The sequence below is a fragment of the Morganella psychrotolerans genome (assembly GCF_001676055.1).
In the GTDB taxonomy this organism is placed as follows: domain Bacteria; phylum Pseudomonadota; class Gammaproteobacteria; order Enterobacterales; family Enterobacteriaceae; genus Morganella; species Morganella psychrotolerans_B.
Genome location: NZ_LZEX01000006.1, coordinates 1 through 17708, shown reverse-complemented (window position 1 = coordinate 17708; position 17708 = coordinate 1). Strand labels below are relative to the sequence as shown.

The following is a 17708-nucleotide window of genomic DNA, read 5'->3' as shown; positions in this document are numbered from 1 at the left end:
ATATATGTTAAATATCAATATGTTATAAAAATATTTTTGAAATTTATAAAACTGGCACGCTTATCGCAATATTACCTGTACCGCACTGACAGAAATTGTCTGGGCTTTACGCCCGACCGGTGCAGAGGTGGCGGCAATGCCGTTTCATTATCTGTATTCCGTTTTGTCCGCGCAGTTCCCGGTGATATGGCTTTATCAGGTTCGAATCCTGAATCACCTCCTTATGCAGTAAACATAAAGCAGTTTTCACGCGGCTGAACGCAGAGCCGCACACCACGGCCCGGCTGTCATACCGGGTGGCGGGCAGAACGACAGACAGCCTCCGGTCCTCTGTGGTTTCCCCCGCGATACTGTATTTGTGTCCGGTCGTGGCTCATAAAATGAAAAGGAAAAATAATGAAAAAAATAACAATTGCCCAGGGAACAATCGCATTAGTTGAAAAAAACGGGAATTTTCAGGCTATTTTACCGGCAGGAGAGCACCGTCTTAATGACTGGTTCAATAAACTGACAGTGACAACTTTTGAACCGGGGGCCGCGCCGATCGATACAAAACTGGCGGAGCACTTGCGCGAGTATCATCCGCAATGGGTAACTGAATATTGTGTTGATCTCTGTCCGGCAGATGATGAAACAGGCTTTTTGTATCTGCATGATACATTGACAGAAATTTTACCATCCGGCGGTCGTCGTCTGTACTGGAAGAAGGGTAACAGCTTGCGGGCGGAGACTCAGGTAACCGGAAATATTAGAGTGGATGACACATTATTATCCCGCCTGACCCGCGGAAAACAGAAAGTAAAGGGATCAGAACTTGTGCTGATCGTTCAGATCCCGGCATGGCATACGGGCGTACTGAAAATTGACGGCGAAGTGGATTCATTGCTGGCACCCGGCACTTACGGTTACTGGTGTACGGACCATAAGCCGGAAGCAGATGTGATCGACACCCGTTTGCAATCACTGGACGTCGGTGGTCAGGAAATTCTGACCCGCGATAAAGTGACATTGCGGATTAACTTATCCGCTAACTGGCGCTATACCGATATTTTACAGGCATTTTCACAGCTGAGTAAGCCGGCAGAGCATCTCTATCGTGAATTACAGTTTGCGCTGCGCGAAGTTGTCGGTACCCGGACTCTGGATGAATTGTTGGAAAACAAGCGGTTAATTGATGAGCTGGTGCTTGCACAGATAGCAGATTCAACCATTCCGTTCGGGCTGGAAGTTGCGTCTGCCGGGGTGAAAGATATTATTTTACCGGGCGAAATGCGCACTATTTTATCGCAGGTCGTTGAAGCTGAAAAATCAGCTCAGGCCAATGTTATCCGTCGTCGTGAAGAGACTGCTGCGACACGCTCGCTGCTCAATACGGCGAAAGTGATGGAAAATAACCCGGTGGCATTACGGCTGAAAGAGCTGGAAATGCTGGAAAGTATCGCACATCGTATCGATCAGATTTCTGTTTACGGCGGACTGGATCAGGTAATGAACGGATTGGTAAAAATTAAGGATGTTCAATAATGTTCAGTAATGGTTTCAATGAATTAATTCAGGAAAACAGTGCGCCGGTAAAATTGTGGACCAATGGTGTTCCGGTGGATCCGAAAGCGGTTATTCAGTTGCAGAACACCGCAAAAATGCCGTTTATTTTTAAGCATCTTGCCGTGATGCCGGATGTGCATGTCGGGAAAGGATCAACTATCGGCAGCGTGATCCCGACCAAAGGTGCGATTATCCCGGCAGCTGTCGGGGTGGATATCGGTTGCGGAATGATTGCAGTGAAAACATCACTGACGGCAACCGATCTGCCGGACAATCTGCAAAATATCCGTTTTGCCATTGAAGCGGCGGTTCCTCACGGACGAACCACTCAGCGTCACGGACGGGATAAAGGAAGCTGGCGTGATACACCGGACATTGTGGACAGCCACTGGATGCATCTGGATGCCGGGTTTAAACGTATCTGCGATAAATATCCTGCGTTACGTAATACCAATAACTATAAGCATCTGGGAACACTCGGCACAGGGAATCATTTTATTGAACTGTGCCTGGATGAAAGCAGTTTCGTGTGGGTGATGTTACACAGCGGTTCGCGCGGGGTCGGTAATGCTATCGGAAACTTGTTTATCTCGCTGGCACAGAAAGATATGCAGACACATATTGCCAATCTGCCGGATCGTGATCTTGCGTATTTTGAAGAGGGAAGTGTGTATTTTAATGATTATATGGAAGCAGTCGGCTGGGCACAGGATTTTGCCCGCCATAACCGGGAAGTGATGATGCACCGGGTGCTGGAAGCCTTGTCCCGTGAAATCACCAGGCCTTTTACCACACAGCAGGAAGCGGTGAATTGCCATCATAACTATGTGCAGAAAGAACAGCATTTCGGTGAGGAAATCCTGGTTACACGTAAAGGGGCGGTATCCGCCCGTAAAGGGCAGATGGGAATTATCCCGGGCTCTATGGGTGCCAAAAGCTATATTGTGCGCGGGTTGGGAAATGAAGAGAGTTTCTGCTCATGCAGCCACGGAGCGGGTCGTGTAATGAGCCGTACCGAGGCAAAAAAACGCTTCTCAGTCGCAGACCAGAAACAGGCCACCGCCCATGTGGAATGCCGTAAAGACAGTGATGTGATCGATGAGATCCCGATGGCTTACAAAGATATTGATGCTGTGATGGCCGCACAGTCATCCCTGGTTGAAATTGTTCATACACTGCGTCAGGTAGTGTGTGTGAAAGGATAGAAAAATGACGGATAAAGATGATGAAGCCGTTTGCGCCGTAATGCGGGAGCGGATAAAAAAAACATTGGCAGAGATAGAGAAAACACATCATGTGAAAGTGTTGTACGCCTGTGAATCAGGTAGTCGCGGATGGGGATTTGCCTCACCGGACAGTGATTATGATGTGCGTTTTATCTATGTGCATCAGCCGGATTGGTATCTCGCACTTGATCGCAAGCGGGATGTCATAGAAAAACCGATAGATGATGAACTGGATGTGGCGGGCTGGGAGTTATCCAAAGCACTGAAACTGCTGAGAAACTCTAACCCCGCACTGATTGAGTGGCTCAGCTCTCCGGTAATATATTATCAGGATGAAACATTCACCAGGGAAATAACGGAGCTGGCAGCACAGTTTTATTCCTCACATAAAGCGCGCTGGCACTATCTTTCGATGGCAAAACGCAACACGCAAGAGCATTTACTGGCAGAGCAGGTCCGGCTGAAAAAGTATTTTTATGTATTGCGACCGGTAATGGCACTACGCTGGATAGCCGCCGGCAAAGGGCTGCCGCCGATGGCATTTGAAACGCTGGTGGATGGCACAGTAACTGACGATACAGTCCGTGATGAAATTAACGCGCTTGTGACTCTGAAGAAATCAGCCGGTGAAAGTTTGTATGGTGCACGGCGTCCGGCTATCGATAAACTGATACAGGATGTGCTGGCAGAAACCGCGGAACACTCTCCGGGTAAATCATCGCATCGTGACAGCGTGCCGCTTGATGCTTTTTTAATGAAAACGGTACTGGAACATGCCCGCTGCTGAAGCGGGCATTTTTACTCAGGTATTACAGAAAATCACGGGTATGTAAATCCGCCAGAGAGCGTACCAAATCATTGACACCATTCGGTAACGGGCTGAATTTACTGCCGTCTTTACGGGTCATTACCACAAAGATACCGACATTTTTCTCCGGGATCATAGCCATATAGGTATTAAAGCCACCACCGCCACCGGTTTTCTGGTAAATAGCCGGGATATCCCCGACAGGTGCCAGATACACCCAACCAAGCCCCAGACCATCTGCACTACCTGCAACATCCATCCCTTTTATTTCATTAAGATGGCCGCGTTTGAAATAGATAGTCTGTTCTTTGGAAGCCGTTGCTTTGCGTGCTGAACGTCCGGATGAGAGAAATCCCTGCATCCATTTCTGCATATCAGCCGGTGTAGAGTAAACCCCGCCACTGCCGACTGCTGCCAGTGTGCTGTAACAATCACTTGGTTTGAAACCGACCATCAGGCGCTTACACTGAGCGGAAGACGGATTGTAAGTCGTATCTTTCATACCCGCAGGCTGTGTCACATATTGTCTGAACAGCTCAGGATAAGGGCGTTTTCCGGCTTTTTCGAGTGCATCTGCCAGTAAGTCATACGCAATATTGGAATAAGCAGCTTCTGTTCCCGGCTGGGCAGTCAGTTTTGTTGTTTTCAGCCATGTCCAGCGCTGATCGCGGCTTGGCCAGGTAAACACCGGACGTCCCCATTTCCCGCCGGGCTGCTCGCGCGGCAGAATACTGGTGTGACTCGCCAGATGAAACAGGCGGATTGGCTTGCCGTTATAAGCCGGCACTTTTGTCTGCCCGTAAGTGTATTTTTGCAGCGGATCGTTCAGATTCACCAGCCCGTCATCCGCCATTTTTACCAGCACTTCGCTGGTCATCAGTTTACTGACGGATGCAATACGGATCAGCGAATCTGTCCGTGGTTTGACACCATTTCCCGGACGGGTCTCACCATAGCTGCGGTGAAAAATTTCGTTGTTATCAATCACCACCATAAACATACCGCGGGCATCTGTTTCTGAGAAAATTTTCTCTCCGGCTTCATCTACAAGTTGCGGTGCCAGCTTCAGGGGTGTTGTACTGTTATCAATAATGGACCAGTCCAGAGGCGGGCGTTCTGCGGGCGAAACGGCTTGCTTCGCAGGCTGTGAGGAACAGGCGGAGAGCGCAATGGCCAGTAATGAAAAAGGCAGCAGACGCACAATATGACGGTGTAATTTACTCATGATGATTTAACAAGCCTTCCGTGCAAGCATAAAAACATAAGAATATGAGAATCAATGTAAGTCAGTTATTTTTTGAAGACACGTAACAAAATACCAATAGCGATACCAATAAAGATACCCATTGCAATCCAGCCGGCAAAGCCCATACCTACCTCACATTTATCAGGAGCCGGGGGTGATTATATAAGCAATTGTATTGATGTCTATTCATCCGGGGACGAATCTCCATAAATAAAACGACAATAACTCACAGAGCTAAAAACGGGCAGAAATTTGGCAGATGTAAAATAAAGTATCATCCTACTGAAATGATGGATTTTTAATCACTCAACAGACCGGTGAGATGATAATTCTTGCACCTCCCGGCACCACACGTATAATAACGCCGTTATCGAGAACACACTTCAGTGCCGGAGTGGCGGAATTGGTAGACGCAGTTGATTCAAAATCAACCGCTTTAGGGCGTGCCGGTTCGATTCCGGCCTTCGGCATTCTTAAGTGAAATCAAGCTACCGCGAGGTGGCTTTTTTTGTGCCTGAAATTCGCTATCCGGCTGTTTTTAGCCGCCTTTCTTGTTTGTAAGTTTATGTAAAATAACATTTTAATTTCCAATTACCGGTTCGTGTAACGCGCTTCGGTAGGTCTGTTGCTGTCCGGGCGTCATCCGGGCAAAAAAACGGTTTTGACGGGGTCAACTTTGCGACGCGGTTTTTTGACCCGGTGTTGGTGTTATAAATATTCAGGTAAAAAGAACCATCTACTTTTAGATATTTTCGTCCATACGGATTAAAAACTTTGGGGATATATAGTCATGCTAGCCAAGTAACATCCGGAACCAGTGGCATGAAGCGTTGGTGACATTGAACTCAGAGTAGAAAACAGGTTACATGGATGCATAAAGATATACAGCTAGATTATTAGCTCTGATGAGCTTTTAATTTATTGTTCCGATATCCTTAATAGATTATATTCACTAAAAATGAGTTACCAGATTGACTACTAATAAAGGTAGTTAATGAGTGATTTTTTAGTGTTCTAATCATTTTATTATTTTTAACTCATTGATTGTTTTGTAAAAATAGGCATGCTTTGTGTTTATTTAATATCGAAGGTAACATCACAGGTATGTGTTTCGTATAATTAGTACGGCATAAATGTATTTCATTATTGTCATCCACTTAGATGGAATAGAAAAATATGGGAAGATTTGCAGATATAAACATCAAGAATAACACAGATAATATTAACGTTGTTCAGAGTAACAGTGGTGGCTACAATATTCAAAACACCCAAGTAATTAACAAAACCATCAATAATAATCACAAAAAATCAACAGATAGTGATGGCAATCCTATCGTTGTAGGCAGTGCCGTTGCAGTAATATTCATAGTCAGTCTCTTAGCATGGCTTTTTTTTTAGTTATTATGAACAAGTATATTCTGTATTAACATGGGGAGCTGTAACGTCACCCGTATTAGCATTTATTGGATTATTAATTTTATTTACTAACAAGGAAGCCGAACGTGTTGATGTTATAAGATGGTTATTAATGGGTGTATTGGCAGTGATAATTTTTTCATTAAATGGAAAAGTCAATGGGCTAATTCCTCAGGATATTCTTAATGTTGCCAGGGAGGTTGATTCTGCCAGTAAATTCTGGGCGAAATTAAATGGACATGGGAAGAATCTTTCTCTTTCTATAATATCATCTGCAATATTGATAAGTATTTCCATTATTTTAATACACATATCTTCTTTTATTGAGTTAGCCTATGCATTAGCGAATAAAAACCAAACTGGTTTCTTCTTTTTTATATTTAAGTGTGGGCAGAAATGTAGATTTAAGACATTCGGAGTTGGCGGAATGGTTGTATTATTTATTGTAATTATTACCCTTGTGCTGGAAGGATACATCTTTAATATAAATTGGTAATATTAGCTGGCCACCTGTGTATCAGGTGGTTCCGGTGATGTTCATAAAAGAAATATTTTAAATAAACTTCATATTTTCATTACTCTTATCGTAGTTCACTCGTTATACCCTCATGGCAGAGTAATGCAGTGAGGGGTAAGTCAGTACCAATAAATCACATGTATATCTCACCTAGATATATACCGCCACCTGTATACCCCGATAAAAAATATCACTATTTATCTTTTCAAATAAAAACAACGAATTAAATTTTCCCCTCAAATTATACCAACCGGCAATTCAGCCTGTTTCGTTATTCTGCACTGTTTTTGGTTGTCCACACAGTGATGAACCCCTATGTCACCTGCTTATTAAAATGTTCAACTTTGTGAATATATTTCTTTGTTGTTCCCGGAGTACGTAAAAGTCACGATGCGATAAACCAATTCGACAAAGGAGTGACCCGGACTTATGGCATTAAGTGACATGGCAGCAAGGAACGCAAAACCTGGTAAAAAGATGTACAAACTGGCCGACGAGTACGGCCTTTATCTTCAGGTAAATCCGGTTGGTACAAAGCGCTGGTATTTTAAGTTTGCATACAACGGCAAAGAGAGCCGGATAGCATTCGGCGCATATCCGCTGGTTTCACTGTCACGCGCCCGTGATAAACGCGATGAAGCCCGTCTGATGATACTGGATGGTATTCACCCGAAGCAGAAGCGTATCGCGGAGAAGGAAGCCGAAGAGGATGCGCTGAATACCTTTGAGAAAATGGCGCGAGAATGGTCGCAGCAGATGCTCAGACGGCGGCGCTGGTCAGAGACGCACGCTAACCGTATCTGGCGCGATATGGAAAAGCATATTCTCCCGGCGATAGGTCAGCGGCATGTTGCGGAACTGAAAACCAAAGATTTACTGGTACCGCTGCGGATTGTAGAGGCGAATGATCGTCTGGAGCTGGCCTCGCGGCTGAAGCAGCGGATCACGGATATCATGGGATATGCGGTTCAGTGCGGCGTGATTGATCGCAATCCTGCGAAGGACATGGCCGGAGCACTGATGCCGCCGCGTGTGACCCACCGCCCGGCGCTGCGGCTGGAACGGCTGCCGGAGCTGCTGACAAAGCTGGATTATTACAACGGCCGCCGGTTAACCAAACTGGCGATACAGTTTACGCTGCTGACGTTTTCGCGCTCCAGTGAAATCCGTCTTGCCCGCTGGTCTGAATTCGACACAGAACGCGCCATCTGGATAATTCCGGCAGAGCGTACGCCGATTCCCGGTGTGAAATTCTCCTATCGTGGTGCAAAAATGCAGTCAGAGCATATTGTGCCGCTGTCGCGCCAGACACTGGCCGTTCTGGCAGAAATCAGGACAATAAGCGGAGAGGGCGAGCTGCTCTTCCCGGGCGACCATAGCCTGATAAAACCGATGAGTGAGAACACGGTGAACAATGCCCTGCGGACGATGGGATACGACACTGCTAAGGAGCTGTGCGGTCATGGTTTTCGCACCATGGCGTGCAGCGCACTGATTGAATCAGGAAAATGGTCACGGGATGCGATAGAGCGGCAGATGAGCCACCAGGAGCGCAATGCCGTCCGCGCCGCCTATATTCACAAAGCCGAACACATTGTGGAACGAAAACTGATAATGCAATGGTGGGGTGATTACCTGGATGCAGTCAGCCGGGAGTTTGTGGTGCCGTATGAGTTTGAGATCGGATAATATTTAACACAGTACCGGCTGTTTTTAGATGGCCGGTACTGTATATCATCTTTTAGTTTTGACTCTGTTCAGACTATTTTTCATATCCAATTCAAAGAATAACAATAAAAACCTTAACCTGATTTAACAAATGTGCAACGATTGCCGCTCCTGCTTATGGGCAGGATCGGCAGTTCACATACAGAAATATGAACTGAACTTTCAGGAAGGGTGAAGCATATCGCTATCATTCGTTATTTAGTAAGGATATTAAATATATAGGAATTATTTGTGATGGAAGATATCTCGTCGTTTTGGAACAACTGACCCAGCTTTGCCATAATGGGAAATTACCTGTTTTAGGTTTTGATCTGGATGTGAAGCGCTTTCAGGGAAAACACTATCCGTCAGCGGAACATTACGGGAAACCAACAAAACCGGATGATATGGGGCGCTATAACGATCTGTCCGGTAATACCGGGGTATGCTATTTCGCAGAGAACAGCCTGACAGCACTGGCAGAAAGTTATGGCAGGATGTATCACCATGGTCGCGGGCATTTTGCGATATCCGGCAGCAGTCTGGAGATTGCTCAGATGTACACGTTGCATCCGGTATTCCCGCTGCGATTGGTTGATATGGCGACTCTTGCGTCTATGTTGCATTTGACAGCGGATCAACTGACCGGTGTTGACTACACACTGACGCAGGCTATCACGGGTTGTCTGGCAAATGATCCGGAGCGGGATTTCCATGGTATCCGTTATGCAAGCCGCCACTATCTTGCGGGGATGTGCCTCGCAGTGTTTGAACCGGAAGAGGGAAAGTTGTTTAAAACCCTGGCGTGTGAATCACTCAGTAAGTATACAGAGCATCAGTTTCTGCCTGTCGGCTGGCCTTATAAGGACATCACGGCAGAGGAGATGCTGGTGAAAATACTGCACTTCGATGTGACGCTTTAATGCTGTTATGGTTCACCGGTCTGTCTGGGCCGGTGAACCCTTTTATGATGCCATCTGATTGGCGAAAAGTGTAGCCTCGCGGCGTAACAGTGCTATTTTTTCATCGGAAGGATTGTCACTGAGGATCTCAAGCGGTGTTTTTACAGGATTTTTATTATCAACTCGAACCGGGTTGGTCAGGAATGAAACCCGTGCCGTTGCATCCGTTTCCGGCGGCAGACACAGCAGAATATCGTCCAGATGAGGGAGCATTTCTGACCCCTTAAACTGAAAGACAGGGAACAGATAATCACCGCCACGACGTACTGCAATCAGCTTGCCTTTGTTAACATGATTATTAACGGTTTGCCGTGTCACTCCCAGCAACTCACTGACCTCTTTCGCTTTTACAGTACCGCCCAGCTTATCCAGCTTCTGATAAAATCTGACTGTAGCCTGAATTCTGGCTTTGAACATCTCCATTTCGCGATCATTCATCCGCGTTTTCTTTTGCAGATAAGCATTTACAACGTAAACCAGCAACTCAAGGTCTTCCAGTACCATGATTTCAGATACCAGAGATTTATCGTCAAAATCAGCAAAAAGGGATGAAACAAGATGACTGACGCGGCTTGCCAGCACCTCATTTGCATGAAATGAAACAGCCGGTTTTTTTCTTTCTCTTTCAGCACTGTGCGTATGCATACGATCCTCCCATTTTTCCGCATGTGACAAAGCGGGGTGATTTACGTTTATAGTAAATCATGATTTATAAATCGTCAAATGCATGCATAAAAAACAACCTTCGGATGTGATCGTTTTTGTCAGGTACCTGACTGAGCGCAAATTTGTTAGTGTGGGTAGATAGATTGGATACAGCACGACTAAGTAGCTATGTGGTTACGGGATGCGGTAGAGCGGCAGATAAACTATCAGAAGCGCAATATTGATGTGTGTATATTTTTAGTTATATGCAAACATCAGGCTTACGGACATTATAAGTAATACATAAGCAGCGGCAAAAATATAAGGGGTAATAATTAGTATCGCTAACAAAAATAATGCAAGCCTTAAAATTCGTCCTGATGAAATGGATGAAAGCCAAAGTGCAAGCAGAGAAAAAACAATAATTGCCAGAAAATCAATGCGCTTATAAATAAAAAAAAATGGTATCGATCAATATTATCTCATCCATGGTGATTAGTACGGCTACGTTACGAATCTAATATAAAATACCCAGGCACTGAAAAATTTCAATCAAAAATATCTGGCTCAACTATAAATTTGAGATGACCGGCACTGACGCGTTGTCTGTAAATCAGCGAGGTTTTAACTGCGCCTGCCAGGGAAAAAACGTGAGAACGTCCCCCACTTCGCCCCCCACATAGCTGGGTGCCACTTCTTCCCCCACCTCATTTTTGGAATTTAACGTAACTGCATGTTTATTATGAAATTACAGCATCGCCCCCACTTAGGTTCTATATATAACTGCGAAGTGGGGAAAACACCGGTTTTTATGGTGCTCCGGATGGCTTCCCCCACCATTCCCCCGTTTAGTCCCCCACTTTGGTCTGATACGGCAGCGGGATAATTTCCTCGCCACGCAATGTGATCAGATTGTCTTTTTCCAGCTTATCCAGCCAGCGGGAAAACTTTTTGGAGACATCAAATCCCATTGCTTTCATATCGTCACGCAGTACCGCACGGGTGCAGCTTTCGCCTTTGGCTGTCCGTGAGCGGATATCCCCACGGGCTGAGCAGCCCGTTCCCGGTATCGGTTCAGTGTGGTTGTGGTCTCCTTTCCGGTGATTTATCAGACGCTGACTGTGGTGTCAGAGGCATGACGGATTGTGTAAGCGGTGTATCTCAGGGGCTGAGAGTAGTCTGTGCGGCGGCGTAAAAGTGACGCCTTAAACACTGCGCAGCAGGACAGGCGCTTGCAGATGCCCTTGAGGCATAGCAAAGCGCAGTCAACTGCACATATCAGACACTGAGATTCGGTTTTAACGGTGTTTCTTCCGGATTACGGAAGAGTATTGCGGCCACCCGAAGGCGTTTCTTGCAGGTCACTTATACCCTTATTCATTCAAACAGCAGGTTCGTTGGCGGAACGATACCCGCCGGGTCACATACCAGTATGCTCCCCGGCGGTCGGAGCTTGCCGCCTGCCTGCAACTTGAATGACGTTGGGTATATATCTTATTGATATTGAAACATTGGCGGCTGTCACTGACAGCAGGTTTTACGCGTATAAACGTAGGGGTAACGGATGACGGGTTCAAGCGGGTTTACGTTTCATGAAAATGGCTAAAAAAGGCAACGTTGCCGCAAAGCCAGGAAATACCCGGAATTAGGTGGCTAATGATTTGTATCAGCAACTGTATTTGGGGTTTTGAAGGTTTCCGGAGTAGATCGGGTGATTGAGTTTTTTGGGATGGGGATTTGTATTAAGAATTCAGAATTAGCGTATTCAGATGGAATCTGTATCTATACCGAGAAATTATTTAAAGGGTAGTATCTTCGGATATAGCATCAATAACGATATGAACAATCTGCCTGTTTTCATTATATTCATTCTTCATCAGTATATTTTATGCACTATATTCATAGTGGATATAATAGCCGGACTATCCGGAGGTGATATTGCTTTACTGCCAAGTGGTTAATAATTAAACCATGTACTCTTTATTTACACATATTTTTTGATAGGACATATTTATTAGGAGCGAATATGGATTTTTTGTCACAAGTCAGATAACCTTTTGATGTCAGGTTAACGTTGACGTAGGCTAAAAAAAACAAACTAAAAATCATGCCGAATATTGCTATTCCTGCCAGATATTTTGCAGTGCTTACTGTTCTTTTTGTTGGTTTTATATCGCGTGATAAAATAAATCCAAAATATACAAAGTAGATAATCAGGGGAGAACCAAAACCAAACAGGCCGGTTAAGAATGAAAATTCGATTTTATCCTTCATCAAAAAATAGTCCAGATAATGAGTTATTGAAACATATATCCCATAGCCCGCCAAAAGAAATAAAAATGCAGACGAAAGGAGTAATTTGATAGGGGCTATTTTAACCATGGCTATTTCTCCTCAGAAATATACGAAATGTTTCTGAATAATGGTGGTCTTATCCCAATCAATTATATTCGTTTCATCGATGTAGCCCATTTCAATACCCTCCGAGATTAATTTTGCACCCATTTAACGATTTTAGCAGCCTGCCCGGATAACCCTTTGAAAATGGCGCCACTGATGTGTTGCGGAAAATCAGCCGGTAACTCTGTGGCTACAGTGGAGATCACCGTGCCTGTGTAAGAGGCCATTTCCAGCATAAGTTTACGGGCAATATCCTGAGGAAATCCGACTTGTGCGGCGGTACTGATAAAATGCCGGGGCTGTATCATCGCAAAATTATACTGCTTATTTTTCCCGTATAACGCCATTGCCATTTTGGCTTTTTTAAGCGGAATACTCCTGCTGCCAAAAATAGGAAATGCAGACATCACATCATAAAGCGGTGTCATCCGGAACGATGTTTCGGGCTCGATAAACAGGCTGAAATTCTTCCCGTGACCATCAATTGCAGCCAGCATCCAGAACAGAATCTGTGATTTAAAAAATAATTCACGGTCTTGTGTGGCAAGGCGGGAGCCCAACAACAGATTCATTGCATCCGCTATTCCCGGACCGCCATGTGACTCATATTTCAGTGCCGGAGATACTCCCAGAGCCTGGCAAAAATCCTCTTGAGGCAACCGCATCAGCCAGCCATTCTCTGACCACTTCCGATCAAAGCGCCTGACGATCAGTACCTTTTTCTGACCAAATACGGCTAATTCAGCATCAGCCGCCGGGAATCCAAATGCTTTGGCTATACGCAAACACAGCCATTCATTTTCGCAGCTTTCCCGCAGGTCGATATTATTCTGTTCTATCCGCCCAATCGGGAGCTTAAAAATATGACTGGTAGGTGTACTGCCTTGTGGTCGCTGCCAGCAGTTCTGATACCAGAGCAGTGCTGTTTTTTCCTGAGCTCCGGCTAAAGAAATCCGGAAATCAGCGCCTTCTTCCATCCCTAAAGGTGCCGTCTGATAGCCATCAAGCAGTGTTTCAATCTGATGATCATCCAGCGGCTCAGCCCGTGTTTCCATGACAGACGGAATGTCACTGCCCGACGGATACAACTGAATTGCGCCCACGCAGTCACGCCCGACACTTGCCAGCAGATCAAACGGGTGAGTTGTATCAACATGGAACCGTGCCTGCATCCTGGCAATAATCACCTCTGAATCCGGCAGCAGGTTACTGAAGAAATTAAATACTTCCTTACCCCTGATTCTGTTGTGCTGAAGGGGCAATGATAATGAAATAGCTCGGGAACCGGGCTCAGACAGCCATTCCGGCGTGTATTCGAATGACATAGCACCCGTACCATCCCGATACAGTGTGCCTACCACATCGCCGTTCATGGCGACTGTCAGTGCCTGTGTTTTCATCCCTTACCACTCCTTATTCCATGTTTTTTTCTCATCCGGAGTTGAGCCTCGTTTCGTAACATGAAGCTCTAGGTCCAGAGCAGCAAGGATTTTGAACAACGTTTCCAGCTTAGTGGATTCCGGTTTGTTCTCGAAATCAGAAACGGTTGTCTGTTTGATACCAATCAGCTCAGCAGTCTGAGTCTGACTCATCTTACTGATTTTTCGCTGATCTCTGACTGCATTAGCCAGTGCGGCCGGTGATGTGACTTTCATTTTTATCCCCTATGGCGGATATTGCAATGATATCCCCTGTGGGGGATAACATTAGAATAGCCGCTATGGGGGGTAAAGGCAATATGGTTTACTGTAATGATACTTTAGTGAAAGACATGTTATTATTTATTCTATCAATAAAGCTATGAGAACGGTGTTTAAATATAGATATATTTTATGTAGTACGGTTTAATGTGTTCTTTTAATAATAAATTAAATTATTTTGGTAAGCAATTTGTCTATTTCTCTCTGTAGTTGATTTATTTCATAAATAACTTTATTAAAATGATTGTGCTGAGCTTTTATAAATCGTTCGTTATTTATTTTTGAAAATGTAGACATTACATAATTAGCTAGTTTTTTACTGATTTTTAAGTCATATGTATTTGTATAATAAATGGCATTCAAAATACATAGTTCTGGAAGTGGGTTTTCTTCTAGAACGATATCTAATATTTTACTTTCAATGAAAGACTGGAAGTAATTATTATTATCCTCTATAAATGTTTTATTTTGAAAGTCAAACAAAATAGATGAGCAATTAAAAAAAAACCGTTTCTGGTAGAGTGTTGATTATATTAGAATCCATTTTATTCGCCTTTATAGGATTCAATCCCCATGTTGAGTTTGTTTGCCAAACATCGATAGTAATTTCATTGAAATATAATTTCAAACCACCAAATGAATTTTTTTTTATGTTCTATTTTATTTCCAATGGTTTTTTGGAACTTGTTAATATCAAGCACTACAATATCGAGATCTCTTACATCGAAGTCTAGTTTCGTATCTCTATGTAAAAAGTAATCTCTAATGATTCCACTAAAAAGAAAAACATCATTTTTTTCCTCTAATAATACATCAATAATTTCGCTGGTGAAGTCAGGGAATCGATCCACCAAATATTTATGGAATGCATTTTCATGAGCTTTTATAATGTTTTTCTTCATGATATTTAAATTTTCTGCCCACTTAATTTTTGATAATGATTAATTGCAAATAAATCAGTCATTCCAGAAACATAGTCTACAATTAACTTTATCTTAAAATATGTAGATAATTCAACGATATGAATATTTTCGTTGCAATCATATTCCTCTGCATGTTCTTTTTTTTACAACACGTACAAGGCTTGATGATATCATGGATTCGGCCTTGCTTGCATACTTCCTTTTCATTTTTTCAATTTCGGTATCTTCTTCTTCGAACCCTTTAGGTTCATAAAATAACAAACCAATATAATAATTGAATATTCCTTTTAATATAGAATCTCCAGCGAGTTCCAAAGAAACAATTTCTCTATATGGGAAGATTATAGAGCAAGTTATATTTTGTAGTGCTTTTGTTAAGGGTGCTAATCTACCATCCTCAAGTAGTTCTTTATTATAATTACCAGCTTCGATTTGATCTAAGTTATTAGCGAAGTTATTGAGTGCGTCGTCAACTAGAATAGCAATTAAATAAGTTCTAATGTCAACAATTTTTTTTATTTTCACCATCTGTGTTTTTAATTGTATTATCTATATAGTTAATAGCTTCGTTTATTAATTCCAATGAGTTGTTTGATAAATCAAAGTTTTCTTTTTCAAATTTACACTTGGTTTTATTAAACTCTTCTAGAATGTCATTTAAAGTTATTATTCCTTTTTTGAAAGCATCTTCAATATCAATTACAGAATAGCAAATTGAATCGGCTGCTTCCATTAAATAACTTAATGGATGACGCAAAAATAAGTCTGCTTCATTTATCAGGCCGCATTCCTTACATACTTTCTCTAAGTATTTTTTTTCTGAATAAAAAACACCTGTTTTCTTTGTCTCAATTCTTTTTTTATCTGGAGGATTTGTATTTGGATACTTTAAATATGAGGCTAAACTTGCTGAGGTTAAATTTAGTCCATGTAAATCATTTAAGGCTTGGAGCTTAGTTATGACTCGGAAGCCTTGTGCATTACCGTCAAAATTTATAAAATCATTTCTTTCTTCCGAAGTCATATCGCTAGATATTGTTTTATTTTTTTCAAATAGTTCTCGAAAGTAATTTTGTATTATAGTTTCGCCAAAGTGACCAAAAGGGGGATTCCCAATATCGTGTAATAAACAGCTGCTTTTTAATATTACAGGAATGGTTCTATAGATATTCTTATTAAAAGACCCTTTTAGAGAGCTGATTCTTTTTAAGAAATCAGCATGATTGCAGATCCCAATTCCTAGTGAATATCCAACAGACATAACTTCCATTGAATGAGTCAGCCTTGTATGAATATTATCATTTGTATTTAATGGAAAAACTTGTGTTTTATCATGCATTCTGCGTAATGCAGGACTAAAGATTACTCGACCAAAATCACTTTCATATTGATTTCTATTGCAATCTAAATCGAATTTAGCGCTTGTAGTTGGATTACGTAACCTTTTTGGTGATAATAATTGTTCCCAGTTCATATTAGCTACCTTTAATATAATAATCTTATACTATTATAGTATATCTTGATTTTTTTTGTAAGTAGTCTAATGAATTAGGTCCCTATTTTGGTATAAACAACTAATTTAAAGACTTTTTACAAAAAATAACTGTAGTGTCGATAGATAGTTATCATAGAGAAAGTAGAGTTATCTTGTATAGAAAAGGGATACATAAATATTTTATCTGAAAGGTCAATATCTTGGTCGTTTTTACGTGACTTATAGTTATATTCTATTAAATCAATTAGATATCAGCACTTGCGAGTCCGGCCTTCGGCACCATAAGAACATCAAGAGACGTCAATCGACGTCTTTTTTTGTATCTAAAATCCAGTATCTGCAAGGCTTACCTCGCTTTTTCACTCAACCTAAGTCAACCTGATTCAATCTATATCAACTTACTGATGTGGGTACATCTGCGGGTATATCCCGGTTCGATAATGTTTGTACCCACACAGAACCCTTGAAAGGATACTCATCATGGCTCTGAGTGATGTGAAAGTTCGTTCGGCTAAGCCGGAAGCAAAAGCCTATAAGCTCACTGATAGTGACGGTATGGTATTGCTGGTTCACCCTAACGGTTCTAAATACTGGCGACTTCGTTATCGCTTCGGCGGCAAAGAGAAGATGCTGGCGCTGGGGAAATACCCTGAAGTCTCGCTGGCAGATGCCCGGGCACGCCGAGATGAAGCCCGTAAGCTGTTAGCTAATGGTGTCGATCTGTCCACTTCCCCTAAAATGAAACAACTATAATTAGATTTTCTGCCCTGAAAACAGCAGAGGTCATAATGAAAAAAGCACGTTTTACCGAAACGCAGATCGTCAGTATTTTAAAGCTGGCTGACTCTGGTATGAAGGTCGACGAAATTTGCCGTCAGAACGGGATCAGTAACGCCACATATTATAACTGGAAATCAAAATATGGCGGTATGGAAGCGGCTGATATTAAAAGGCTTAAAGAACTTGAGGATGAAAATACCAGGCTTAAGCGGTTGTTTGCGGAAGTTAGTCTGGAAAATCATGCTATGAAGGAGCTTTTCGCAAAAAAGGGCTGGTGATGACCGAGAAAAAGACCTGCGCTCAGGAATTAACTCAGGCAGGCTTATCGGTCATAACCG

General features: G+C 42.9%; 16 protein-coding genes, 1 tRNA gene and 3 pseudogenes. 10 read left to right on the top strand and 10 right to left on the bottom strand.

Going from position 1 to position 17708, the window contains the following annotated elements:
- Positions 1 to 393 precede the first annotated feature (393 nt).
- The 3 genes from AYY17_RS06345 to AYY17_RS06335 are packed head-to-tail and all read left to right on the top strand — an operon-like array spanning position 394 to position 3558.
- Positions 394 to 1524, top strand: a complete 1131-nt coding sequence (locus tag AYY17_RS06345) for a slipin family protein (RefSeq protein ID WP_202906385.1) — start codon at positions 394 to 396, stop codon at positions 1522 to 1524.
- A complete protein-coding gene (locus AYY17_RS06340; protein ID WP_067422310.1) occupies positions 1524 to 2750 on the top strand; it encodes an RtcB family protein in 1227 nt (408 codons plus the stop codon). The genes AYY17_RS06345 and AYY17_RS06340 overlap by 1 nt, the downstream gene beginning before the upstream one ends.
- A gap of 4 nt (positions 2751 to 2754) precedes the next feature.
- Entirely contained in the window at positions 2755 to 3558 is an 804-nt protein-coding gene (locus AYY17_RS06335) for a nucleotidyltransferase domain-containing protein (protein ID WP_067422308.1), read from the top strand.
- 22 nt (positions 3559 to 3580) lie between these two features.
- Here the strand turns inward: AYY17_RS06335 and ampH are convergent, their stop codons facing one another.
- The gene (ampH, locus tag AYY17_RS06330; protein ID WP_067422306.1) at positions 3581 to 4804 is read right to left on the bottom strand and encodes a D-alanyl-D-alanine-carboxypeptidase/endopeptidase AmpH; all 1224 of its coding nucleotides are present in this window, start codon (positions 4802 to 4804) and stop codon (positions 3581 to 3583) included.
- A 409-nt stretch (positions 4805 to 5213) separates the two neighbouring features.
- Between ampH and AYY17_RS06325 the strand changes: the two genes are divergently transcribed.
- The 5 genes from AYY17_RS06325 (at position 5214) to AYY17_RS06305 (ending at position 9388) form a co-directional block, all read left to right on the top strand.
- Positions 5214 to 5295 (top strand) — tRNA-Leu (locus AYY17_RS06325).
- Positions 5296 to 6001: 706 nt separating this feature from the next.
- A complete protein-coding gene (locus AYY17_RS06320; RefSeq protein ID WP_067422305.1) occupies positions 6002 to 6223 on the top strand; it encodes a hypothetical protein in 222 nt (73 codons plus the stop codon).
- A 130-nt stretch (positions 6224 to 6353) separates the two neighbouring features.
- The gene (locus AYY17_RS06315; RefSeq protein ID WP_067422303.1) at positions 6354 to 6737 is read left to right on the top strand and encodes a hypothetical protein; all 384 of its coding nucleotides are present in this window, start codon (positions 6354 to 6356) and stop codon (positions 6735 to 6737) included.
- A 450-nt stretch (positions 6738 to 7187) separates the two neighbouring features.
- On the top strand, positions 7188 to 8447 hold the full coding sequence (locus AYY17_RS06310; protein ID WP_067422301.1) for a tyrosine-type recombinase/integrase: 1260 nt from the start codon (positions 7188 to 7190) through the stop codon (positions 8445 to 8447).
- A gap of 293 nt (positions 8448 to 8740) precedes the next feature.
- Positions 8741 to 9388 carry an RES family NAD+ phosphorylase gene (locus AYY17_RS06305; RefSeq protein WP_162271103.1) on the top strand — a complete coding sequence of 216 codons (648 nt, stop codon included), beginning with the start codon at positions 8741 to 8743 and terminating at the stop codon, positions 9386 to 9388.
- A gap of 42 nt (positions 9389 to 9430) precedes the next feature.
- On the opposite strand, the gene AYY17_RS06300 is transcribed toward AYY17_RS06305, so the two are convergent.
- From AYY17_RS06300 to dgt, 9 genes and pseudogenes are all read right to left on the bottom strand, one after another.
- Positions 9431 to 10072, bottom strand: coding sequence for a helix-turn-helix domain-containing protein (locus AYY17_RS06300; RefSeq protein WP_067422297.1), 642 nt, complete (start codon positions 10070 to 10072; stop codon positions 9431 to 9433).
- An 848-nt stretch (positions 10073 to 10920) separates the two neighbouring features.
- A pseudogene (locus tag AYY17_RS22520) lies at positions 10921 to 11109 on the bottom strand (helicase RepA family protein); the annotation flags it as partial.
- Between the two features lie 943 nt (positions 11110 to 12052).
- Positions 12053 to 12454 carry a DUF1240 domain-containing protein gene (locus AYY17_RS06295; RefSeq protein ID WP_202906384.1) on the bottom strand — a complete coding sequence of 134 codons (402 nt, stop codon included), beginning with the start codon at positions 12452 to 12454 and terminating at the stop codon, positions 12053 to 12055.
- 107 nt (positions 12455 to 12561) lie between these two features.
- Positions 12562 to 13872: a type II toxin-antitoxin system HipA family toxin gene (locus AYY17_RS06290; protein WP_067422295.1), complete on the bottom strand. Its 1311-nt coding sequence runs from the start codon at positions 13870 to 13872 to the stop codon at positions 12562 to 12564.
- A 3-nt stretch (positions 13873 to 13875) separates the two neighbouring features.
- The gene (locus AYY17_RS06285; protein WP_067366163.1) at positions 13876 to 14127 is read right to left on the bottom strand and encodes a helix-turn-helix domain-containing protein; all 252 of its coding nucleotides are present in this window, start codon (positions 14125 to 14127) and stop codon (positions 13876 to 13878) included.
- A 653-nt stretch (positions 14128 to 14780) separates the two neighbouring features.
- Positions 14781 to 15074, bottom strand: coding sequence for a hypothetical protein (locus AYY17_RS06275; RefSeq protein ID WP_067422291.1), 294 nt, complete (start codon positions 15072 to 15074; stop codon positions 14781 to 14783).
- Positions 15075 to 15079: 5 nt separating this feature from the next.
- Positions 15080 to 15166: a hypothetical protein gene (locus AYY17_RS22695; protein WP_412779011.1), complete on the bottom strand. Its 87-nt coding sequence runs from the start codon at positions 15164 to 15166 to the stop codon at positions 15080 to 15082.
- Between the two features lie 46 nt (positions 15167 to 15212).
- The gene (locus tag AYY17_RS06270) at positions 15213 to 15623 is read right to left on the bottom strand and encodes a hypothetical protein (RefSeq protein WP_067422288.1); all 411 of its coding nucleotides are present in this window, start codon (positions 15621 to 15623) and stop codon (positions 15213 to 15215) included.
- Positions 15598 to 16569 (bottom strand): dGTP triphosphohydrolase, encoded by a 972-nt coding sequence (gene dgt, locus AYY17_RS06265; RefSeq protein WP_067422286.1) that lies wholly within the window; start codon positions 16567 to 16569, stop codon positions 15598 to 15600. Before dgt ends, AYY17_RS06270 begins: the two co-directional genes overlap by 26 nt.
- A 501-nt stretch (positions 16570 to 17070) precedes the next feature.
- Between dgt and AYY17_RS06260 the strand changes: the two are divergent.
- Both AYY17_RS06260 and AYY17_RS06255 read left to right on the top strand, forming a co-directional pair.
- A pseudogene (locus tag AYY17_RS06260) lies at positions 17071 to 17328 on the top strand (Arm DNA-binding domain-containing protein); the annotation flags it as partial.
- A 50-nt stretch (positions 17329 to 17378) separates the two neighbouring features.
- A pseudogene (locus AYY17_RS06255) lies at positions 17379 to 17639 on the top strand (transposase); the annotation flags it as partial.
- Positions 17640 to 17708: the final 69 nt, after the last annotated feature.